The 21,831-nt window shown below is 71.9% G+C and carries 22 protein-coding genes and 1 pseudogene; 15 read left to right on the forward strand and 8 right to left on the reverse strand.

Going from position 1 to position 21,831, the window contains the following annotated elements; genetic code table 11:
• The first annotated feature begins 100 nt into the window (after positions 1-100).
• From AC0QSG_RS10505 to AC0QSG_RS10545, 9 genes are all read left to right on the forward strand, one after another.
• Positions 101-613 carry a MarR family winged helix-turn-helix transcriptional regulator gene (locus AC0QSG_RS10505; RefSeq protein WP_475375318.1) on the forward strand — a complete coding sequence of 171 codons (513 nt, stop codon included), beginning with the start codon at positions 101-103 and terminating at the stop codon, positions 611-613.
• The gene (locus AC0QSG_RS10510) at positions 604-1,653 is read left to right on the forward strand and encodes a polyprenyl synthetase family protein (protein ID WP_475375319.1); all 1,050 of its coding nucleotides are present in this window, start codon (positions 604-606) and stop codon (positions 1,651-1,653) included. Before AC0QSG_RS10505 ends, AC0QSG_RS10510 begins: the two co-directional genes overlap by 10 nt.
• Positions 1,654-1,657: 4 nt before the next feature.
• Complete coding sequence (locus tag AC0QSG_RS10515) at positions 1,658-2,542, forward strand: phytoene/squalene synthase family protein (protein WP_475375320.1); 885 nt, start codon at positions 1,658-1,660, stop codon at positions 2,540-2,542.
• A complete protein-coding gene (gene crtI, locus AC0QSG_RS10520; protein WP_475375321.1) occupies positions 2,539-4,107 on the forward strand; it encodes a phytoene desaturase family protein in 1,569 nt (522 codons plus the stop codon). Before AC0QSG_RS10515 ends, crtI begins: the two co-directional genes overlap by 4 nt.
• Entirely contained in the window at positions 4,104-4,436 is a 333-nt protein-coding gene (locus tag AC0QSG_RS10525) for a lycopene cyclase domain-containing protein (protein ID WP_475375322.1), read from the forward strand. The genes crtI and AC0QSG_RS10525 overlap by 4 nt, the downstream gene beginning before the upstream one ends.
• Positions 4,433-4,747, forward strand: coding sequence for a lycopene cyclase domain-containing protein (locus AC0QSG_RS10530; RefSeq protein ID WP_475375323.1), 315 nt, complete (start codon positions 4,433-4,435; stop codon positions 4,745-4,747). Before AC0QSG_RS10525 ends, AC0QSG_RS10530 begins: the two co-directional genes overlap by 4 nt.
• Positions 4,744-5,598 (forward strand): prenyltransferase, encoded by an 855-nt coding sequence (locus AC0QSG_RS10535; protein WP_475375324.1) that lies wholly within the window; start codon positions 4,744-4,746, stop codon positions 5,596-5,598. Before AC0QSG_RS10530 ends, AC0QSG_RS10535 begins: the two co-directional genes overlap by 4 nt.
• Before the next feature lie 48 nt (positions 5,599-5,646).
• Entirely contained in the window at positions 5,647-7,092 is a 1,446-nt protein-coding gene (locus tag AC0QSG_RS10540; protein WP_475375325.1) for a cryptochrome/photolyase family protein, read from the forward strand.
• Positions 7,093-7,162: 70 nt separating this feature from the next.
• Positions 7,163-7,816 carry a mycothiol-dependent nitroreductase Rv2466c family protein gene (locus tag AC0QSG_RS10545; RefSeq protein ID WP_475375326.1) on the forward strand — a complete coding sequence of 218 codons (654 nt, stop codon included), beginning with the start codon at positions 7,163-7,165 and terminating at the stop codon, positions 7,814-7,816.
• On the opposite strand, the gene egtC is transcribed toward AC0QSG_RS10545, so the two are convergent.
• The 7 genes and pseudogenes from egtC to AC0QSG_RS10580 form a co-directional block, all read right to left on the reverse strand.
• On the reverse strand, positions 7,761-8,510 hold the full coding sequence (egtC, locus tag AC0QSG_RS10550) for an ergothioneine biosynthesis protein EgtC (protein WP_475375327.1): 750 nt from the start codon (positions 8,508-8,510) through the stop codon (positions 7,761-7,763). The genes AC0QSG_RS10545 and egtC overlap by 56 nt on opposite strands.
• A gap of 2 nt (positions 8,511-8,512) precedes the next feature.
• Complete coding sequence (egtB, locus tag AC0QSG_RS10555) at positions 8,513-9,892, reverse strand: ergothioneine biosynthesis protein EgtB (protein WP_475375328.1); 1,380 nt, start codon at positions 9,890-9,892, stop codon at positions 8,513-8,515.
• Complete coding sequence (locus AC0QSG_RS10560) at positions 9,879-11,195, reverse strand: glutamate-cysteine ligase family protein (protein WP_475375329.1); 1,317 nt, start codon at positions 11,193-11,195, stop codon at positions 9,879-9,881. Before AC0QSG_RS10560 ends, egtB begins: the two co-directional genes overlap by 14 nt.
• Positions 11,196-11,218: 23 nt before the next feature.
• Positions 11,219-12,229 carry an L-histidine N(alpha)-methyltransferase gene (gene egtD, locus AC0QSG_RS10565; protein ID WP_475375330.1) on the reverse strand — a complete coding sequence of 337 codons (1,011 nt, stop codon included), beginning with the start codon at positions 12,227-12,229 and terminating at the stop codon, positions 11,219-11,221.
• Positions 12,230-12,339: 110 nt separating this feature from the next.
• A complete protein-coding gene (locus AC0QSG_RS10570) occupies positions 12,340-12,564 on the reverse strand; it encodes a hypothetical protein (protein ID WP_475375331.1) in 225 nt (74 codons plus the stop codon).
• Positions 12,565-12,654: 90 nt separating this feature from the next.
• A complete protein-coding gene (locus AC0QSG_RS10575; RefSeq protein WP_475375332.1) occupies positions 12,655-12,840 on the reverse strand; it encodes a hypothetical protein in 186 nt (61 codons plus the stop codon).
• A gap of 56 nt (positions 12,841-12,896) precedes the next feature.
• Positions 12,897-13,661 (reverse strand): annotated as a pseudogene (locus AC0QSG_RS10580) (FAD-dependent oxidoreductase); the annotation flags it as partial.
• A 352-nt stretch (positions 13,662-14,013) separates the two neighbouring features.
• Here AC0QSG_RS10580 and AC0QSG_RS10585 point away from each other — a divergent pair.
• Positions 14,014-14,163: an alpha/beta fold hydrolase gene (locus AC0QSG_RS10585; protein WP_475375333.1), complete on the forward strand. Its 150-nt coding sequence runs from the start codon at positions 14,014-14,016 to the stop codon at positions 14,161-14,163.
• A gap of 58 nt (positions 14,164-14,221) precedes the next feature.
• Positions 14,222-15,982, forward strand: coding sequence for a S8 family serine peptidase (locus AC0QSG_RS10590; protein ID WP_475375334.1), 1,761 nt, complete (start codon positions 14,222-14,224; stop codon positions 15,980-15,982).
• A 94-nt stretch (positions 15,983-16,076) separates the two neighbouring features.
• Here the strand turns inward: AC0QSG_RS10590 and AC0QSG_RS10595 are convergent, their stop codons facing one another.
• Positions 16,077-16,577 (reverse strand): DUF456 domain-containing protein, encoded by a 501-nt coding sequence (locus AC0QSG_RS10595; RefSeq protein ID WP_475375335.1) that lies wholly within the window; start codon positions 16,575-16,577, stop codon positions 16,077-16,079.
• Between the two features lie 158 nt (positions 16,578-16,735).
• Between AC0QSG_RS10595 and AC0QSG_RS10600 the strand changes: the two genes are divergently transcribed.
• From AC0QSG_RS10600 to AC0QSG_RS10615, 4 genes are all read left to right on the forward strand, one after another.
• On the forward strand, positions 16,736-17,587 hold the full coding sequence (locus AC0QSG_RS10600) for a hypothetical protein (protein WP_475375336.1): 852 nt from the start codon (positions 16,736-16,738) through the stop codon (positions 17,585-17,587).
• A 77-nt stretch (positions 17,588-17,664) separates the two neighbouring features.
• Positions 17,665-18,423 (forward strand): LamB/YcsF family protein, encoded by a 759-nt coding sequence (locus tag AC0QSG_RS10605; protein ID WP_475377304.1) that lies wholly within the window; start codon positions 17,665-17,667, stop codon positions 18,421-18,423.
• Entirely contained in the window at positions 18,420-20,051 is a 1,632-nt protein-coding gene (locus AC0QSG_RS10610) for a 5-oxoprolinase subunit B/C family protein (protein ID WP_475375337.1), read from the forward strand. The genes AC0QSG_RS10605 and AC0QSG_RS10610 overlap by 4 nt, the downstream gene beginning before the upstream one ends.
• Positions 20,048-21,796, forward strand: coding sequence for an acetyl/propionyl/methylcrotonyl-CoA carboxylase subunit alpha (locus AC0QSG_RS10615; protein WP_475375338.1), 1,749 nt, complete (start codon positions 20,048-20,050; stop codon positions 21,794-21,796). Before AC0QSG_RS10610 ends, AC0QSG_RS10615 begins: the two co-directional genes overlap by 4 nt.
• Positions 21,797-21,831: the final 35 nt, after the last annotated feature.

The following is a 21,831-nucleotide window of genomic DNA, read 5'->3' on the forward strand; positions in this document are numbered from 1 at the left end:
CCTCGGTGGTTTCCCCACAATGTCTACCGGCCGTCGCTCGACAAATCAATGTCATTCCACGAGTATGTCTCTAGAAATTCTAACTACCTTGAAGGGGAGCATGGAACCGGAACGGGCCGCCTTCACTCCTCCCCGCGTGCACGCGGCCAGCCACCGTCTGCGCGAGGTCCTGGTGTTGAACGAGCTCATGGAATACCGGATGCGGCTCCACCTGGACATCAACGAGACCGACTTCCAGGCCCTGCAGCACCTGATGCGCGCCCGTTCGATGAGCCCGGGCGAACTCGCCCGCGCCGTGCACCTCACCGGTGCCGCAACGACCACCGTCGTGGATAGGCTGGTGGCGGCGGGACACGCCCGGCGTGTTCCGCACGCCACCGACCGGCGCCGCTGGCTGGTGGAGCCGACGGAGTCCACCATCCGCGAGACCATGGAGCAGCTCATGCCGATGATTCTGGAAACGGACACGGTCGTGTCCGACATGGACGACGCCGGCCAGGCCGCCGTCGTGGCCTACCTCGACTCCGTCGTTGCCGCCATGAAGGATCGCGCCGCCGAAATGGCCGAGGCGGAAGAACCGGATGCCGACAGTGGCGGCCTGGCATGGAACTGACCCGCACCGAGGACTACCGCGCCGCCGTCCGGCGCGAGCTCGAGGCCGAGGTCCGCGCCTCGCGCCGGCACCCCGGCATCGCCTCGACCAACTTCGAAACGCTCTGGTCCCGGCTTGCGGGCACGGTCGCGGGCGGCAAGTGGCTGCGCCCGCGGCTGGTCCACTTCGGATTCCGGGCCTACGGCGGCACGGACCACTGCTCGTGCGCCCGGCTGGGCGCCGCCTTCGAGATGCTGCACGCGGCCCTGCTGGTGCACGACGACGTCATCGACCGCGACTTCGTCCGTCGCGGCGCGCCCACGGTCGGCGCCCTGTACCGGGACGAGGCGGCGCGCGCCGGGTTCGGCCGCGAGGAGGCCGAGCACGCCGGGCACTCCGCGTCAATCATCGCCGGGGACCTGCTGCTCGCGGGAGCGGTCAAGCTAGCGGCGACCGCCGGGGCCGCGGTCGGCCGGACCGGCGAGATCGTCGACGTCGTCCACGGCGCCATCCAGGCGTCCGCGGCCGGCGAGCTGGACGACCTCCTGTTCTCGCTGGCGCCCGAGGCCGTGGAACTCGACCAGGTGCTGACCATGGAACGGCTCAAGACGGCCGCCTACTCGTTCGAGGCGCCGCTGCACGCGGGCGCGCTGCTGGCCGGCGCCGAGGAGGCCGACGCCGCCCGGTTGGGATCGATCGGCCGCCGCATCGGCACGGCCTACCAGGTGGTCGACGACGTGCTGGGCACCTTCGGCGACCCGGCGACCACCGGCAAGTCCGTCGAGTCGGACCTCCGCCGCGGCAAGCGCACCGTGCTCACGGCCTTCGCGTCCACCGACCCGGAATTCACCGCCGCGTGGGAGGCCTTGCGGCGCTCGGAGTCCGGCGTGGCGCCGGTGCGCGAAGCCCTGCGGGCCAGCGGCGCCGAGTCCCGTGCCCGCGAGCTGGCCGCGAGCCTCGTCTCGGCCGCACTCGAGGAGGCCGCCGGCCTCGGCCTGGATCCCGCCCGCCACGCCGAACTCGAATCCATCGCCCGCCACGTCCTGAACCGGGAGCAGTAGAACCATGAAGACCCTCGGTCCGCTGGGACGGTATACGGACGCAGCGACGCGCAGCGCCGGCGTCGTCATCTCCTGCTATTCGACGTCGTTCGGCATGGCCTGCCGCCTGCTCGGCGGGGACGCGCGCCGCGGCGTCGAGAACATCTACGCGCTGGTGCGCATCGCCGACGAGGCGGTGGACGGCGCCGCGGCCGCCGCGGGACTGGACCCGGAGGCCGTCGCGGCCCAGCTCGACACCCTGGAACGCGAGACGGAGTCCGCCCTGGCCTGCGGCTACAGCACCAACCTGGCCGTGCATGCCTTCACGGCCACGGCCCGCGCCCACGGGATCGGCACCGAGCTGACCCGCCCCTTCTTCGCGTCGATGCGCGCGGACATCAGCACCTCCCGGCATACGGACGACTCGCTGGGCGAGTACATCCACGGCTCGGCGGAGGTGGTGGGCCTGATGTGCCTGCGCGTGTTCCAGTCCATGCCCGGGGCCGTCCGCGGGCACGACGCCGAGCTCCAGCACGCGGCCACCCGCCTCGGCGCCGCGTTCCAGAAGGTCAACTTCCTGCGCGATCTCGCGGCCGACGGTGGAGAGCTGGGCCGCTCCTACTTCCCGGGCGCCTCCGCCGGGGAGATCGACGACGCCCGCAAGGCCGAACTGGTCGCGGACATCCGCGCCGACCTCGCCGCCGCAGAGGCCGGCATCGCGCTCCTCGCGCCGGGAGCGCGCCGGGCCGTGGCCCTGGCCCACGGACTCTTCGCGGAACTCGTCGGCCGGCTGGACCGCGCGCCGGCCGCCCGCCTGTGCTCCGGACGGATCCGCGTGCCCGCCGCCGCGAAGGCCGCGGTCGCCGTTCGGGTCCTCGCCCTGCAGCCGGCGCTCGGATCACGACGGTGACGGCACCGGACGGGCCCTGCGTGGTCATCGGCGGCGGCATCGCCGGGCTCGCCACGGCCGGTCTGCTCGCACGCGAGGGGCACGACACCGTGCTGCTGGAGAAAAACGACGGGCTCGGCGGCCGCGCCGGGCGGTGGGAGAAGGACGGCTTCCGCTTCGACACCGGGCCGTCGTGGTACCTGATGCCGGAGGTGATCGACCACTGGTTCGCCCTGATGGGCACCAGCGCGGCCGCCGAACTGGATCTGGTGCCGCTGGAGCCGGCCTACCGGACGTGGTTCGAGGGGCACCGGGCGCCGGTCGACGTGCTCAGCGGGCGCGAACGGTCCGCCGCCCTGTTCGAGTCCATGGACGCCGGATCGGGCGCCCGGCTCGGCCGGTACCTCGATTCCGCCGCGGAGACCTACCGCCTGGCCAAGGCGCACTTCCTCTACGACGACTTCGCCAGCCTGCGAGGGCTGCTGCGCCCCGCCGTCGTTTCCCGCGTCGGCCGCCTGGGCCGGCTGCTGCTGCAGCCGCTGGCCTCCTTCGTGTCTGGAAGCTTCAAGGACCCGCGACAACGCCAGCTGCTGGGCTACCCCGCGGTGTTCCTCGGGACCACGCCGTTCCGGGCGCCCGCGATGTACCACCTGATGAGCCACCTGGACCTGGCCGACGGCGTGCTGTACCCGCGCGGAGGGTTCGCCGCGCTGGTCGACGCCATGGAACGCGTGGCGCGCGACGCCGGCGTCCGGATCACCACGGGCGCCACGGTGCGCGGCATCGAGACGGCGCCGGGACCCGACGGCGAGCGCGTCGCCGGCGTCCTCTGGGCGTCCGACGACGGCGCCACGCACCGCCAGGAGGCGGGAACGGTCGTCGCGGCCGCGGACCTGCACCACGTGGAGACCGAGCTGCTGCCCGAGCGCCTGCGCACCCATCCGGAGAAGGCGTGGCGGCGCCGCGATTCCGGGCCCAGCGCCGTGCTGGTTTGCCTGGGCATCCGCGGCGGCCTGCCCGAACTCGCCCACCACAACCTGCTCTTCACCTCCGACTGGCGCGAGAACTTCGGCCGGATCGAGGCCGGGCGCGACCTCGCCGACGAGACGTCCATCTACGTCTGCCGCCCCAGCGCGACCGACGACGCCGTGGCGCCCGCCGGAGACGAGAACCTGTTCATCCTGGTCCCCTCCCCCGCGGACGAGTCCTGGGGAAGCGGCGGGCACGACGGCGGCGGGTCGCCGCGGGTGGAGCGGGTGGCGGACGCCGCGATCGACCAGCTGGCCGCATGGACCGGGGTCGGGAACCTGCGCGAACGCATCGCCGTGCGCCGCACGTACGGACCGGCCGACTTCGCGCGGAACGTCAACGCCTGGCGCGGCAGCGCCCTCGGCGCCGCCCACACCCTGCGGCAGTCCGCGTTTCTGCGGCCGGGTATCCGCAGCCGCAAGGTCTCCGGCCTGCTCTACGCCGGCAGCTCCGTACGGCCGGGAGTCGGCGTTCCCATGTGCATGATCAGCGCCGAGTTGATCCTCAAGGCGATGCGCGGGGACCGGACCGCGGGACCGCTGCCGGAGCCGGCATGACATATCTTCTGGTGCTCGTCGCGCTGCTGGGGTGCATGGCGCTGCTTGACGCCCGCTTCCGCCTGTTCTTCTTCCACCGGCCCGGGCGGGCCGCGGTGGTCATGGCCGCGGGCGTCGCCTACTTCTCAGCGTGGGACGTGTGGGCGATCGCCGAGGGGATCTTCCTGCACCGCGACTCCCCGCTGATGACGGGGATCATGCTCGGCGAGCAGTTCCCGCTGGAGGAGGCGTTCTTCCTGGCCTTCCTCTGCTACCAGACCATGATCCTCTTCGCCGGAGCGCTGGTCTGGCTCCGGCACCGCGACGCCGGACGGGAGGCCCGACCGTGACGTTCCTGGCGCTCAACTCCGTGTTCCTCGGCCTCGCCGCGCTGGCGTGGATCGCCGCCTGGGCGGCCCGGCGGATCCGCCGCGGGGCGCCGGCCGCCGTCGCACTGTCCGTGGGTGCGCTCTTCGTGCTCACCGCCGTGTTCGACAACGTGATGATCGCCTCCGGCCTGTTCGACTACGGCGGCGACGCGCTCACCGGGATCCGCATCGGCCTGGCGCCGATCGAGGACTTCGCCTACCCGCTCGGCGCCGCGATCCTGCTGCCGGCGCTGTGGATGCTGCTCGCGCCGCGGGACGGGGCCGGCCGGTGAGGGACCTCATCGCGACCTCGCGCCCCGTGTCCTGGGTCAACACCGCATACCCGTTCGCGGCCGCCTACCTGCTGGCCACCGGCGGGATCGACTGGATCCTGGTCCTCGGCACGGTGTTCTTCCTGCTCCCGTACAACCTGGCGATGTACGGCGTGAACGACGTGTTCGACTACGAGTCGGATCTCCGCAACCCGCGCAAGGGCGGCGCGGAGGGCGCCGTCGTGGACCGTTCGCGGCACCGGACCATCCTGTGGGCGTCGGCGGTCGCCGTCGTGCCGTTCGTGGCGGTGTTGGCGCTGGTGGGCTCGTGGACCGCGAACCTGGTCCTGCTGGCGAGCCTGTTCGCCGTCTACGCGTACAGCGCCCCGGGGCTGCGCTTCAAGGAGCGGCCCTTCCTGGACTCCGCCACCTCCAGCACGCACTTCGTCTCCCCCGCCGCATACGGCCTGGCGCTGGCCGGCGCGCACTACACGCCGGGCCTGTGGTGCCTGCTGGCGGCGTACTTCCTGTGGGGCATGGCCAGCCACGCGTTCGGCGCGGTGCAGGACATCGTGCCGGACCGCGAGGCCGGGATCGGCTCCATCGGCACCGTGCTCGGCGCGCGCCGGACCGTGCTGGCCGCGGCGGGGGCGTATGCGGCCGCGGGCCTGCTGATGCTGGGGGCGCAGTGGCCGGGACCGCTGGCGGCGCTGCTCGCCCTGCCGTATCTGGCGAACGTGCTGCCGTTCGCGCGGCTCGACGACGCCGGGTCTCCCGCGGCGAACGCCGGCTGGCGGCGGTTCCTCTGGCTCAACTACCTCACGGGATTCCTCGTGACCATGCTGCTCATCTGGTACGCGGCTGTCCGCTAGGCCGCCGGTTGTCCCGCCCGTTCCCATCCACCGCGAAAGGACCCGAACATGGCCGCCATCGTGTGGTTCCGCGACGACCTGCGCACGGCGGACCACCCCGCCCTGCTCGCCGCCGCCCACCAGGGCGACGCCGTGGCGCTGTACGTCCTCGACGAGGTGTCGCCGGGCGTCCGGCCCCTGGGCGCGGCCGCGAAATGGTGGCTGCACCACGGGCTGGAGGCCCTGCGCACGGACCTCGAGGCGCTGGGAATCCCACTGGTGCTGCGCCGGGGAGCGGCGGCCGACGTCGTCCCCTCCTTCGCCGCGGACGCCGGGGCGGACCAGCTGTTTTGGAACCGAAGGTACGGCGGACCGGAACGGGCGGCCGACGCCGCCGTCAAGGACTGGGCCGGCGCGGCGGGCGTCCACGCCGAGAGTTTCCAGGCCTCGCTGCTGCACGAGCCGTGGACGGTGCGCACCGGGCAGGGAAACCCGTATCGGGTGTTCACGCCGTTCTGGAAAACGGTGTCCGCGCAGGACTTCCGCGCGCCGCTGGACGCGCCGGGACCAGTGGCGATGCCCGCGTCTTCCGCGCCCGCCGGCGACGATCTCGCCGGTTGGGGACTGCTTCCCCGGCGGCCCGACTGGTCGGCAGGCCTGTCGGAGGCCTGGGCGCCCGGCGAAACGGCGGGCCTGCGGGCATTGGACGACTTTCTCGACGGGCCGGTGCGCGACTACGCCGACGGCCGGGACCGGCCAGACCGCCCCGGGACCAGCAGGCTTTCCCCCTACCTGCGCTGGGGCCACGTCAGCCCGTTCCAGGTCTGGCACCGGCTGGGGGCGGTGCGTGGGGACGGCCCCGGGGCGGGGGTCTTCGGGGCGGAAATCGGCTGGCGGGAGTTCTGTTGGCACCAGCTCTACCACCATCCGGACCTGGCGACGGAGAACCTTCGCCCGGAGTTCGATGCCTTCCCCTGGGAGTGGCCCAAGGAACCCGGATCCCACACGCCGGACATCCTGCGGGGCCCGAACGCGGCGCCCTCGGATCGGACCGATCCCGCCGATCCCGCGGCGGTATCCCGCGCGGAGGGCTTGGACCCGGTGTCCGCGTGGAAGGCCGGGCTGACCGGCATCCCGCTGGTCGACGCCGGCCAGCGCCAGCTGTGGGCCACCGGATGGATGCACAACAGGGTGCGCATGGTCTCGGCCAGTTTCCTGGCCAAGAACCTCGGCGTCCACTGGCGGGTCGGCGAACAGTGGTTCTGGGAAACCCTTGTGGACGCGGACGCCGCGACCAACCCCGCAAGCTGGCAGTGGGTGGCCGGGTCCGGCGCCGACGCCGCACCGTTTTTCCGCATTTTCAACCCTCAGACCCAAGCGAAGCGGTTCGATCCCGACGGCGCCTACGTGGCGTGCTGGGTGCCGGAGATGCTCTTGCCCTCCTACCCCGAGCCGCTGGTGGACCTCAAGGAATCCCGGCGGCACGCCCTCGATGCCTACTCCGGGATTCGTTGACACCGCGGCCTGCCGCGGTGAGGGTGGGGAAGCAACCCATGACCAACCGAGGCAAGCCGGGGACCGACGCATGAAACAGGCGGACATCGACTACGCCTCGCGCTTCCCGGCGGAATACGAGGCCGGACACACCGCCGGTCTGCGCCTGCTCCGGGTGGCCGCGCGCGCACGCGAGGACCACGGGCCGGACGCGGTGGCCCGGCTGTACTCCGCACTCGGCGGACGCATCTTCGATTCCGAACCCGCGGATGGGATCGAGGCGTCCGGCCTGGACCGCCGTGGCACGCGCGAATTCCTGGAACACGCGCTGGCGGAGGCCTGCCTTCCCGCCGCGCTGGAGGACGAGTCGTTGGACGCGGTGCTCGCCGCCGAGACCGAGCAGGCGCTCGGCCTCACCGGGAAGGACGTGGGGACCCCGATCATCCACTTCCAGCCCCCGGAGGGCGTGGCGCTCCTCGGTCCGGTGATCAGCAGGCCACCCCGGGAAGACGAGGCCGCCGAACTCTGGGACCACGGGGTGGGGCTGGCCCGGTTTCCCGGCTTCGCGGAGCTCAAGCGCAGCCTGCGGGAGCTGCCTCGGCTGCGGGGCTCGGCGTGGACCCGACGACGTCGGAACGCAGGAGGACTGGCACGGCGGAAGCCGGCGCACCAAGAAATAGGGCGCCGGCTCAAGACTGCACAAACTCCAGCGGACGCACGTCCACCTGGTCGTCCGTTGCGGTGAGCACCGAGTTGTCCGGGACGGGGTGCCAACCGGGTCCGTCGTCGGTGGGTTCGCTCGCCACCGTGGTGCCGTTCCCGCCCGAGCGCCAGAAGAGGGTGTCCCCGACGGCGGTCGCCGCGATACTCCGCCCGTCGGTAAGCAACAGGTTCAGGCGCGCGGGCGCATGTTCCAGCACCTTCGAGGCGGCCCCGGCCAGGGCCGCCTCCGGGGGTTGACCGGCGGCCAACGCCTCAAGCACCAGCGCCCAGACCAGAGCGGAATCCACCTGGGCTTCCAATCCCAGGAGGCGGGTGGCGGGGATCTCCCCCGCGATCGCCTCCATCGCCGCGGGCCACCCCTCGATGCGGCCGTTGTGGCTGAACAGCCACGGCCCGTCGGCATAGGGGGCCGCCGCGGACTCGTCCTGCGTCGTCCCGACGGTGGCCGAGCGCACCGCGGCGAGCGCCGCCGTGGTCCTGGTGACCCGGGCGACGTCGGCGAAAGACGGATCCGCCCACATCGGCACCGCGCGCCGGTAGCGAGCGGGCCGCGGGTCCCCGTCCGCATACCAACCCACCCCGAATCCGTCGGCGTTGACGGTGCCGAACCTCTGCATCCGCGGAGCCCACGACTGTTTCAGCAGCCCGTGCTCCGGCGCCAGCACGACGTCGGCAAGGGACGTGGAGGGGCCGAGGAACGCCAGGTGCCTGCACATGCCTAGGCCACCTCTTCCGGCCCGGCGTCGCGCGCGGTGCGGCACCCGGCGAAGATCTGGCGGCGGATCGGATAGTCCCAGTTGCGGAAGGTGGCCCGGCTGGCGGCCGGGTCCGTGGCCCAGGAGCCTCCGCGGAGCACCTTGTGGTCCGAACCGAAGAACACCTCGCTGTACTCCGCGTACGGAAAGGCCCTGAAACCCGGATAGGGGCCGAAGTCGCTGGCGGTCCACTCCCAGACGTCGCCCACCATTTGCCGGACGCCCAGAGCGGACGCACCCCCCGGATAGGAACCGGCCGGTGCGGGCCGCAGCGCGGATCCACCCAGGTTCGCCTGCCCGGGCGCCGGTTCGGCGTCGCCCCAGGGGTATCGGCGGGACCGCCCGCTCGCGGGGTCGAAGCGCGCGGCCTTCTCCCACTCGGCTTCCGTGGGCAGCCGGCGCCCGGCCCAGCGGGCGTAGGCGTCCGCCTCGTACCAGCAGACGTGTTGGACGGGCTCGTCGACGGGGACGGGCTCTACGGCGCCGAACCGCGTCCGCAGCCACTCGCCGTCGGACCGGTGCCAGTATTTCGGGGCGCCGAGGCAGGCTTCCTTGACGTGCCGCCAGCCATCGGCATGCCACCAGGAGGGGTTCGTGTAGCCGCCGGCCCCCATGAAGCGCAGGTACATGCCGTTGGTCACGGGCGCCGTGTCGATCCAGTAGGCCGGAACCTCCACGGCGTGCGCGGGACGCTCGTTGTCCAGCGCCCACGGCTCCACCGAAGTGCCCATGTCGAACGAACCGCCCGGCACCAGCGCCTCCGGCGGCCGGGTCTCCGACCGCAGGGACGCCGTGCCGCGGGTGTCCGGCAAAGGGGTCTGGGGCAGGATCCGGTCCCCGTCGCGGAGCTGATGGGTCGCGAGCATCGTCTCGGCGTGCTGCTGCTCGTGCTGGACGATCATGCCGAACGCGAACCCGTTCTCCAGCAGCGGTGTGCCCTCCAGCGGGGTCCGGTCGAGGATGTCCAGGGCCTTGTCCCGCACCTCGGCGAGATACCGCCGGGATTCGTCCGGAGACAGCAGCGGCAGGGTTGGGCGGGTGCTGCGCGGATGCTGGAAGGCGTCGTACATCTCGTCGATGTCGCCGCGCAGCGGCGGCCGCCCGCCGACGTCGCGCACCAGCCACAGCTCCTCTTGGCTGCCGACGTGCGCCAGGTCCCAGACCAGCGGCGACATCAGGGGCGAATGCTGCTTGACGAGCTCGCCGTCGTCGTAGTCGGTCAGCGCCAGAGTGCGGGCCCGCGATCGCTCCAGGCGCCTCGCCAGTTCGTTCCTGAGCTCCGCCGGGGCGGGAACCGCTGCGGGATCGGGCGTGGCGGATGGGGTGGCGTCAGATGCCTGCATGTCCGCTCCTTACGCTGTGGAAGGGATGTTCCGTATCGAAGGCTTCGATGCGGCCGGTAAGCCGCCAGTGTTCGGCGGCCGCGTCGGCGGGGCTGCGGCCCCGGCTGGTCAGACGCTCGATGAAGGCCCCCACGCGGGATTGCGTGGCCGCATCGGCCCCGAGACGCGGCAGCGCCCCGAAGGCGGCCTCGGCACAGAGCATGGCGGCGCGGGCCAGCCCCGGTCGCGTCATTCCCTCCCGGGCGGCGGCCAGTGCGGTGGCGTCCTCGGCCGGAACCGCGCGGCACGCCTCCGCCGATGCGGCCGACGCCCGCGGGTCCTCCACCAACGCCGCGACGACGGCGGTTGCGACTTCCCAGTCCCCGCCGGCCTGCGCGTCAATCACCCTCAGTTCGAGGAAGCCGCGGGGACGGACGGGCGGGAAAAGCGTCGTGAGGTGGTACTCGAGGTCCCGCGGCTCAACGGGCCGCGGCCCCTCCCCGCGCAACCAGCCGCGCATGGTCAGACCGGTGGGCGCGGACCAGGCGTCGTCGTCGTCCCGTGGCCGGATGCACAGCACGTTCGCGTCGAGCGCGTAGCGGGCCCAGTCCCCGCGGGGGTCCTCGCCCAGCGTCCGGGGTGCGTCGGTGCGGGTCGGATCGATCCCGAGCCAGGCGGCCTGCCGGTTGCTGGCCCACCCGTTCGGCGCCCCGCGCACGAACGGCGAGTTCGCGAACATCGCGGTGATTACGGGGGCCAGGGCGTGCAGGTGGCGCCAGCGCGCAATGGCGCCGTCGGGCCCCGTGCCTTCGTTGCCTGCGTCGAGCGCCACTTGGAGCGAGGCGGTGGAGCACATCATGGTGCGGCCGGCCGTGCCGGCCAGATCGAACTGCCGCTCCATGGCGGCGTAGCGGGGAAGGTCCAGCGTGCGGACGGGAGGGCGGAGGGCATCCAGCGCCAGGTCGCCGAACTCCAGCCCGGTGCGGCGCAGGAGATCCCCGGCGTCATCCAGGTCTCCGCGCGTGGCCGCGACGACGCCCGGGAGGTCCGCGGCGCAGGCCGAACTGATTTCCAGTTGCCCGCCCGGTTCGAAGGTGAGGAGTCCCCCGCCGGGAAGGCGGCCTCCCGCCGGTTCCACGGCGTCGCGCACCTGCGCCACAGAGACGGGGTCCGCGGGCTTGCCTTGCCGGTGGACGGTGCGCTCGACTTCCACGCCGATCTTGCCCGGCGGGCCGGTCTTGAAACAGACCGATGCGACGTAGATCTCCGCATCCGTCTCCGAGAGTGGACGCCGGTCCTGTTCTGCATCGTCCAGGGAAGCCACGGCCTGCCCTCCTTCCGTTGAACCTACGACGCCGGCACGGCTTCGGCGAGCGTGACCGCGTACCGCTCCAGGGGGTCGAACCACTGGCCGGAGATCCGAAAGCCGGCGTCGCGGAGTTCCGCGGAAATGCCCTCGCGGCTGAACTTCGTGGAGATCTCCGTCAGCAGTTCCTCGCCCTCGGCGAAGGACACCTCCACGCCGACGCCCGGCAGCGGCACGGTCTGCGGCGAGGTGGCACGGAGCCGCATCTCGATCCGTTCCTCCTCCGCTCGCCACAGCGCCACGTGCTCGAAGGCGTCCACGTCGAAGGTGGCCCCCAGCTCGCGGTTGAGCACGCGCAGCACGTTCTTGTTGAAGTCGGCCGTGACGCCCGCCGAATCGTTGTAGGCCGGAACCAGCACCTCGGCCGGTTTGATCAGGTCGCTGCCGACCAGCAGGGAGCCGCCGTCCGCGCCCAGCAGGTCGTGGACACCGGCAAGGAAGCGGGCCCGCTGCTCCGGGTCGAAGTTGCCGATGGTCCCTCCGAGGAAGGCCACCATGCGGCTTCCCTCGCGGGGCAGGACGTGCAACTGGTGCTCGAAGTCGGCCGCCACCGGCCTGAGTTCCAAGGCCGGAAACTGCGTGGCCAGCCGGGCGCCTGCATCCAGCAGCGCGCCGTCGCTGACGTCCACCGGCACGTACCGGCGCAACGGGCCGGCGGCCTGCAGCGCCGACAGCAACAGGGGGGTCTTCGTCGAGGACCCCGAGCCCAGCTCGATCAGGGTCTCGGCGGGATGGGCCGCGGCGATCTCTGCCGCGTGCAACTGCAGGATCTCGCGTTCGGCACGCGTCGGGTAATACTCCGGCAGCTCCATGATGCGTGCGAACAGCTCGCTTCCGCGGTCGTCGTAGAACCACTTGGGCGGCAGCGTCTTGGGCATGGACGTCAGCCCGGCCAGCACATCCGCGCGCAGGGACCGCTCCAAGAAGTGGGGCGGCAAGTGGTGCGCGATCTCGGCAAGTCCTGCCGTTGTTTCGCGGTATTCGGCACTCAACGATCACACCGTCCTGCTCTGGGTCCGTGGTTGGATACGGCACGGCGACGGGGACCCGCGGCCGGGCCCCTGCCGTCATCGTACGTCCTGCCTTGGCGGGCAACGGGGATTTACAGGTCCGGTGCCGCCGGCAGCTCCAGATCCGTCTGGTCCATGTGGTTGAAGTAGGTGGTGAACAGGTTCAGGTTCACGTGGATGGAGAGTTCGGTGAGCTTCGGGCCCAAGTCCACCTTGCCCTCGCGGCCGGTAACCGTTTGCTCCTCGCCCGCGGCCTTGGCCGAGAGTGGCGAGTGCGCCATAGCGCCATGGATGTTGGGGACCTTGCCGAACTGCACCTTCAGTGCGCCCAGTTCCTTGCTGCGGATGCGGCATCTTAATCCTTGCCGGCGTCGACCGCCGGTGGTCTGTTGGGTGGTTCCTGGCCGTTAGGCGGCGCAGCAGGACAGACGCGCGACGTCCGTCCGGAAGGACTGCGCGGCGATCTTCAGGCCCTCGGCCATCGTGAGGTAGGGGCTCCACAGGTTCCCGATCTGTTCCACGGTCATCCCTGCCGAGACGATGTACACGCCGTCGGCGACGATCTTGACGAAGCCGCGCGTGTCACGGTTCACCAGCGCCCGGGGGACGTGAACACCACCCGCGGCAGGTGCGAATAGTCGACGAACCTCCCGGCGCCGGTGGCCCCGACGACGACGCCGCCGCCGTTCGCATCCCGGCGCACCGAATCGATCTGTGCCCGGTAGATGACGCGGATTCCCTCGTCTTCGAAAATCCCCAGCAGGGCGTCGGAGGCCTCCTGCTCCTCCGCAGAGGCCAGCCGGGAGCGCACCAGCATCGTGACTTTCGATCCGAGCCTCGCGAACAGTTGCGCCTGTTCCAAGGCCACGTAACCGCCGCCGACCACCACGAGCGACTCCGGGACCTCGTCGAGGTCCATCGCCGTGGTGGAGGTGAGGTAGTCGACGTCGTTCAGCCCGGGGATGTCCGGCGCCCAGGGTGCCGCGCCGGTCGCCACGAGGTAGTGCCGCGCGCGGAGAATGCTGTGGTTGCCGCGGGCGTCGGCCGCCCGGACTTCGGGCGCCTCCGGGGTGCCGGCAAAGGCGGCCTGTCCGCGATGGAGGTCCCAGCCGTAGTCGTCGATCAAGTCGGCGTATTTTCCGGCGCGCAGCGAGTCCACCAGCGACTGTTTCCCCCGGACCAGCTCGGCCATGTCGGCCGGTCCCGCGTTGGTTTCGATGCCCGCGAACCGGTTCGTGTCCAGCGCAACGTGCCGGGCCTCCGCGGCGGCCAAGAGGGCCTTGGAGGGCACGCAGCCGGTGTTCACGCAGGTTCCGCCGGTGGTGCCTCGCTCCACCAGCGCCACCCGCTGGCCGAGGTCGGTGGCGCGGATGGCGAGATCGACGTCGTGCGATGCGGTCGAAGCGTCGTTCATTTTCCCTCCTCTGATGGGCCTGTCCCCCACTCTGCACCTTCCCCTGGGGTGGAAGGTCAAGCACCGGGAAACTCCCTGCCAACGATCGGCATCGACGAGAAGCTGGGCATGCGCATCGGGGAAGTCGCCGCGGCGACCGGCACCACGGCCAAGACGCTGCGGTTCTGAGAGGAGAGCGGGCTGCTGGCCAGGCAGCTGGAGGATCTGGACCGGCGGATCGCCGAGCTGACGGCGCTGCGCGCGACGGTCGCCGACTACCACCGGTCCGCGGCCGACGGCGATCCAGCCACCTGCGACGCCGAACGCATCTGCAGCTTCATTTAGGGTGGCGCCCGCGCGGGTGGTGTGGGGCGTGGCAGACCGCTTCCAGAAGCTCGAGTACGGCGAGCGTCTGGCCCGCGACCTGGGGACCCAGGTGATCCGCATTCCCGGCGGCAAGCACTTCACCCCGGAGGACCACCCGCGGGCCGTGGCCGACCCCATCAACTCGCTGCTGGACTGAAATCCGCCGGAGACACTCCCTATTATCAAGCTGTGAATATCCTGTTAGCCTCTCCGTTATGAATTTGACAAAAAGGTTCACACTGCCCCTTGCGCTCCTCGGCTTACTGGGTGCGACGATCGCCCCGGCGACCGCTTCGACCACCGCCGCGCTGGACGGCGCCGCGCTGTCCCCCACGGTCCAGGAGTTCTTGGACTCCAGCGATGATTCGCTGGAGGTCATCGTTTCCTTCGACGACCGTTCGGGCTTGGAGGCCCTCACGGCGCTGGACCCGGACGTGCAGACCACCAGGACGCTCGACATGGGCCTTGCCACCCTGTCGCCGGCCCAGATCCTGGACGTCGCGTCGTGGGACTCGACCCGCAGCGTCTGGGACAACACCCGAGACGACCTGTATCTCGACGACAGCCTCGAGATGATCAACGCCGACGACGTCTGGGCGGGCAACGGACTGCGCGGAGCCTATGACGGAAGCGGTGTGACGGTCGCGGTCACGGACACAGGCACCGACGCCTCCCACCCGGACCTCCCCCACGGAGACAAGGTCGTCCGCAACTTCGCGGTGCTCGGCGATCCGCTCAGCGACACGAACGTCGCCTTCGTGGACAACCCCACCAGCAACGACGACCACGGGCACGGCACACACGTCTCGGGCACCATCGGCGGCACCGGCGCCGCCAGCGACGGAAAGTTCACCGGCGTCGCACCGGGTTCGGACATCATCAGCTTCAAGCTCGGCTCGGCCAACGTGCTGTCCTGGTGGGCCATCCAGTCCTACGACTGGATCCTGACCGACGGCGCCGAGCACAACGTCCGCGTCGTCTCCAACAGCTGGGGCGGCGGCGGGGGCAGCGACTACGATCCGGAGGACCCCGTGAACATCGCCACCAAGGAGGCGTACGACGCCGGCGTCGTCACAGTCTTCGCGGCCGGCAACTCCGGCAGTCCGAACACGATGGGACGGAACTCCGTCTCCCCGTACGTCGTGTCCGTGGCCGCCGCCAACAAGGACTTCACACTGGCGGGCTTCTCCTCGACCGGCCGCCCCGACGGCAACCAGAACCGCGCGGCCGACGACGGCCTCTACCGTCCGACCATCACCGCACCCGGTGTCGACATCGGGGCGGCACGGTCCGCGACCGGCGCGCAGATGTCCTCAGGCGTCATCGCGGAGAACCCGGAGTACACCCGGGCCAGCGGGACGAGCATGGCCACGCCGCACGTGTCCGGCGTCGTCGCGCTGATTCTCGAGGCGAACCCGGACCTGAGCGCGGCCGACGTGATCGGCGTCCTCGAGTGCTCCGCCGCCGAGATGCCGGGCTACGCGTCCTTCGAGGTCGGCGCCGGCATGCTGGACGCCCAGGCCGCCGTGGCCATGGCCGAAAAGGGCAAGACCACCTGCAAGTCGTCCCTGTCCCTCAACGGCTTCGAGGCCAGCGGCGAACCGCAGGAGCTCTCCGGCCAGGTCCTGCCCGGCGGCTACGCGGTCGACACGTCGGTCTCCGAGATCGACGACGCGTTCTGGAGCTACCACGACGTCGAGGTCGCGGAGGGCACCGCCGCCCTCCACACCGAGATCTCGTGGCTCAATCCGGCGGAGAACATCTACCTGTTCCTCTACGACCCGCAGGGCAACGAGGTCGGTGCCTCCGCCGGCCTGCTTGACTCGCCGATCACCGAGCGCGAGGTCCTGACCACGTACCCGGAGGCCGGCACGTGGAAGGTGGGAGTTGTCGGCAGAACCAATACCGTCACGCCCTACACCGGCTCGGTCCAGCCGTTCGTCGAGACCTCGACGCACCCCGGAAAGGGCAAGTAGGCCGTCCGCAGCGGTCGGGTACGGCACAGTCAGGTGATAGCCGACCCGTGCCCGCCCCGACCGGTCCCCGGGCGGGGCGGGAGCGGGTCGCCGCCTACCGCGTCGTGAAGTGCCAGAAGACGCCGATCGTCCACACCGACGCCGCCAGCGCCGCGCACCCGAATTCCACCAGGATGCCGATGCCGGTGGCCTTCAGCGCCGATCCACTGGCCCGCAGCGCCTCCCCGAAATGCCTGCGCCGGGCGAACTCGGACAGCAGCAGTCCCAGCCCGAACCCGACGAACAGCCCCACCACGGGGATCGCGAACATGCCCACCACCGCGCACACCAGCGCGACGGCGATGGACTGCCGCGGGATGCATTGGCGCTGCAGGTTGCGCCCGGTCAGCACGGCCGAGGCCGCCCAACCGACGCCGGCGATCACCATGCCGATCACGGCGGTGGTCCACGACGCGGCGCTGCCCAGGATCCAGCCCCACGCCAGAAGGGCCGCGATCGCCAGCCAGCTGCCGGGAAGGATCGGATAGACGATCCCGACCGCGGCCACGGCGAGCAGCAGGCCGGCGACGACGGTGGCGATGATTTGGAGGTCCACGGTCCCAGTCTGCCACCGCCGGGCGCCGTCCCGGCGGGGCGGCGGCGGACGCCACACCGGCCGGGGGAACGGGCGGGAGGCCGGGGGAGTTGTACGGGGTGGGCCCGGCGCGCGCGCCGGGCAACAGGGCTTGATCAGACGAGGCAGGGAGAACCACCATGGGCATGTTCGACAAGTTGGTCCAGCAGGGCAAGCGCATGGCCGGGGAATACGTCAAGGAGCAGTTGGATCAGCGGACCGGCCAGCAGCCCCAGCAGCACGACGGCGGCCGGCAGCAGGGCCACGGGAACCAGCCCTACGGACAGGGTCAGGAGGGTTACGGTCAGCAGGGCTACGGCCATCCGCAGGGACGGCCCCCGGGCCAGGGCAATGCCCCCGCTCAGCCCCGGACCACGGCACCGCGGGGATCCGCGGACGACCAGGCCGCCATCGCGAAGTACAAGTACATGCTGCGCACCGCCCCGCCGGAGGACATGGAGCGCGCCCACCAGGAGGCCTTCGCCAGCCTGACGCCGCAGCAGCGCTCGCTGCTGCAGACAGAGCTGGGCGAACAGCTGCCCCCGGCGGAGCGCCCCCGGTCCGACCGCCCCGAGGACCTCGCCCGCGCGGCGACCCGCGCGGAGGTGTCCCGCCCCGGTTTCATGGAGAAGATCCTGGGCCGCGGCGGAGCCGGTGGAGGCCGCGGCGCGGGATTGGGTGGCATGGCCGCCGGCGCGGCGGGCGGACTCGGCGCGGGGCTCATGGCCGGTGTGGCGGGCGCGTTCATCGGTTCCGCCGTCGCCGGGCCCCTGCTGGAGGGCTTCACAGGCATGGGCGACGGCCTGGCCGGGGCGGCCGAAGGACTCGGCGAGGGCTTCGGTGCCCTGGAGGACTCCGTGGCCGGAATCGGCGAGACGTTCAGCGGCGCGGGCGAGGACCTCACCGGCCAGGCCGGCGGAGTCTTCGACGGATTCCTCGGCGGCGAGGGCGGCTTCTTCGGCGGCGACACCTCCGGAGACTGGGAAATCTAACCACCCCGCAGAAAATTGTTGAACAATCCGCGTCTCTGGTGCATGCTTGGATAACCACCAACGAGACGGGGATCACCTTGGCCACCATCGACCTCAACAGCGACGTCGGCGAGTCCTTCGGCAACTGGACCATGGGCGACGACGCCGCCATCTTCCGCTCGGTCTCCAGCGCCAACGTGGCCTGCGGTTTCCACGCCGGCGACCCGAGCACCATCGCCCAGACGTGCCGCGACGCCGTGGCCGCCGGCGTGACCATCGGCGGCCATGTTGGCTACCGGGACCTCACGGGCTTCGGCCGTCGGTTCCTGGACTGCTCCCCCACCGAGCTGGCCGACGACGTCCTCTACCAGCTCGGGGCCCTCGACGCCCTGGCCCGTTCGGCCGGCGGAACCATCCGCTACGTCAAGCCCCACGGCGCCCTCTACAACACGATCTTCTCCCACGAGGGCCACGCCCGGGCCGTCGTCGACGGGGTCCGCGCTTTCGGCGGCGACCTTCCACTGTTGCTCCTTCCGGGCTCGCTCGCCCTCACGCTGGCGGAGACCGCCGGTCTCCGCGCCGTCTCCGAGGCCTTCGCCGACCGCGCCTACAACCCGGACGGGACGCTGGTCTCCCGCCGCGAGGAGGGCGCCGTCCTGCACGATCCCGAGATCGTCACCGCCAACATGGTGCGCCTCGCCACGGAGGGTGAGATCGTCGCGCGCGACGGCTCCACCATCCGCACCGGGGCCGAGAGCATCTGCGTCCACGGCGACACGGACGGCGCCGTGGCCATGGCCGCCGCCGTCCGCGCCGGGCTCGAGGGCGCCGGCGTCGAAATCCAGAGCTTCGCGTGAGCCTGAAGGGCATCCGCTGGGCCGGAACGCGGTCGCTACTCGTCGAGATCCAGCCGCTGGACGCCGTCCTCGCCCTGCACGGAATGCTGCTCGAGAACCCCCTCACCGGCCAGCAGGACGTGCTCGCCGCCGCCGAATCCGTGCTGGTCAAGTTCGATTCGCGCGCTAACGCCGTCCGCGGAAGCCGCGCCATCACGGAGCTCGGCCCCCAGGCCGAGGCGTCCGCCCGCGCCGCCCACGCCGGCGCACCCGTCGACATCCACGTGGTGTACGACGGCGAGGACCTCGCCGAGGTCGGTCGGCTCACCGGGCTCGGGGCCGACGGGGTCGTCGCCGCGCACACCGGCCAGCTGTGGACGGCCGCGTTCGGCGGCTTCGCCCCGGGCTTCGCCTATCTGGTCGGCGAAGACGACTCACTGAACGTCCCCCGCCGCGGGACCCCGCGCACCGCCGTGCCGGCCGGGTCCGTGGCGCTCGCCGGGAACTTCTCCGCCGTCTATCCGCGGCAGTCCCCGGGCGGATGGCAGCTGATCGGCCGGACCGCAGCCACCATGTGGAACCTCGGGCGCGAGAAGCCCGCACTCGTCCGCCCCGGCGACACCGTCCGCTACACCGCGATTCGCGAATCGATCGAGGTCGCGGTTGCCTCGGACGCCGCCGGCGACGAGGTGACTGCCCCGGCCGCGGAGACGGGCCACGCGCACGGCGCACTCGAAATCCTTTCCCCCGGGATGCAGTCGCTGATCCAGGACCTCGGCCGTCCCGGACTCGGCGACCTCGGCGTCTCCGCCTCGGGCGCGGCGGACCAGACCGCGGCGCGGCAGGCCAACCGGCTCGTCGGCAACCCGCCGGGCGACGCGGTCGTCGAGTCCCTCCTCGGCGGGCTCGAGGTCGCCGCCCGCGGCGACCTGGTCCTGGCACTCGCCGGCGCCGAGACCCCGGCCACCGTCTCCGGCCCGCACGGCTCCGCCGAAGCCCCGCTGCGTGCCCCGTTCGCACTGCGCGACGGCGAAACGCTCCGCATCGAGGCGCCCACCGCGGGGCTGCGCTCCTACCTCGCCGTCCGCGGCGGCCTGGCCGTGCCCGCCGTCCTGGGCAGCCGCGCCACCGACTCGATGTCCGGCATCGGGCAGCCGCCGCTGGCCGCCGGAACGGTGCTCGGCGTCGGTCCGGCCGGCCCCGGCCACGTGGTCGGTGCCGCGGAACCGACCACCCTGCGCCCCGCCGGCGAGGCAACCCTGCGCGTCACGCTCGGCCCGCGTGACGACTGGTTCGGCCCCGACGCGCTCGACGCGCTGACCGCCCACCCCTGGACCGCGACCACCCAGTCCAACCGCATCGGCGTCCGGCTCGAACCGGACGGAGGCCGCCCCCTCGCCCGCGTCAGGGACGGGGAGCTGCCCAGCGAAGGCGCCGTCGCCGGCGCGCTGCAGGTGCCGCCGTCGGGCCTTCCCGTCCTGTTTCTCGCCGACCACCCCGTGACGGGCGGGTACCCGGTGATCGCCGTCGTGGTGCCGGAGGACCTTCCGGCCGCCGCGCAGCTGGCGCCGGGCACGCGGGTGCGCTTCGCCGTCGTCGATCCCGACACCCTCCAACCCTCCCCCACCCCCGAAGGACTCCACGCATGAAAAAGGTACTGATCGCCAACCGCGGCGAGATCGCCGTCCGCGTCGCGCGCGCCTGCACCGACGCGGGGCTGGGCTCCGTCGCCGTCTACTCGGACCCCGACGCCGACTCGCTGCACGTCCGCCTCGCCGACGAGGCCTTCGCGCTCGGCGGCTCCTCCAGCGCGGACAGCTACCTGAACATCCCGAAGATCCTCCACGCCGCCGCCCGCTCCGGCGCGGACGCCGTGCACCCCGGATACGGCTTCCTGTCCGAGAACGCGGACTTCGCCCAGGCCGTGATCGACGCCGGCCTGAGCTGGATCGGACCAACGCCGCAAGCCATCCGCGACCTCGGCAACAAGGTCACCGCCCGCGACATCGCCGTCCGCGCCGGCGCGCCTCTGGTCCCCGGGACGGACGGTCCGGTCGCCAACGCGGCCGAGGTCCGGGCGTTCGCGGAGATCCACGGGGTCCCGGTGGCCATCAAGGCCGCGTTCGGCGGCGGCGGACGCGGGCTGAAGATCGCCCGGCGCATGGAGGACATCGAGGACGCGTTCGAGTCCGCGGTGCGCGAGGCGACCATGGCGTTCGGCCGCGGCGAGTGCTTCGTCGAGCGGTTCCTGGACAAGCCCCGCCACGTGGAGGCCCAGGTCCTCGCCGACACCCACGGGAACGTGGTGGTGGTGGGAACCCGCGACTGCTCGCTGCAGCGCCGCAACCAGAAGCTCGTGGAGGAGGCTCCCGCGCCGTTCCTGTCCGACGAGCAGCGGACGCGCATCCACGAATCGGCGAAGGCGATCTGCCGCGAGGCCGGCTACACCGGCGCCGGAACGGTCGAGTACCTGGTGGCGCCCGACGGCGTCATCTCCTTCCTGGAGGTCAATACGCGCCTGCAGGTGGAGCACCCGGTCACCGAGGAGACCGCGGGCGTGGACCTGGTCCACGAGCAGTTCCGCATCGCCGACGGGCTGGAGCTTTCGCTGACGGAGGACCCGGCGCCGCGCGGCCACGCGATCGAGTTCCGGCTCAACGCCGAGGACCCAGCGCGCGGGTTCCTGCCCTCCCCTGGGGTCGTCGTGGCGTTCGAGGCGCCCACCGGCGCCGGCATCCGCGTGGACACCGGCGTCCGCTCCGGCTCCACGGTCCCCGCCGAGTACGACTCGCTGCTGGCCAAGCTGATCGTCCACGGCGAGGACCGCCCGCAGGCGCTCCGCCGGGCCCGCGCGGCCCTGGACGAACTGGTCATCCGCGGCCTGCCGACCGTGGTTCCGTTCCACCGCGCCGTGGTCCGGCACCCCGCGTTCACGGCCGAGGACTCGCTCGGCGTACACACCACGTGGATCGAATCCGGGTTCGCCGAGGAACTGGCGGCCTCCGACGAGCTCGCGGCCGCGGCCCCCGGTGCCGAACGCGGGCGGATCACCGTGGAGATCGACGGCAAGGCCGTGCAGCTCGGGCTCCCCGCCAAGCTGCTCGCCGCGCTGCTCGGCGGCGGAGGCACGGGAGGCTCCGGGACCGCCACTGGCGCAGACTCCGGCGAGGCCGATCTCGACGGCCTTACGCTGGCGTCGCCGATGAACGGGAACCTGGTCAAGTGGCTGGTCGAGGACGGCGCCGCTGTCGACGCCGGCACCCCGGTCGCCGTGCTCGAGGCCATGAAAATGGAGACCACGGTGGCCGCCCACCGCGCCGGCACCGTGGCGCGCGGCGCACAGGAGCCGGGCAACGCCGTCGCGCGCGGGGACAACCTGGCAACCATCGCCTGACCACCGCCTCCGACTCGCTTCGACGAAGGTAGATG

It is taken from the genome of Arthrobacter sp. LT660 (assembly GCF_056172845.1).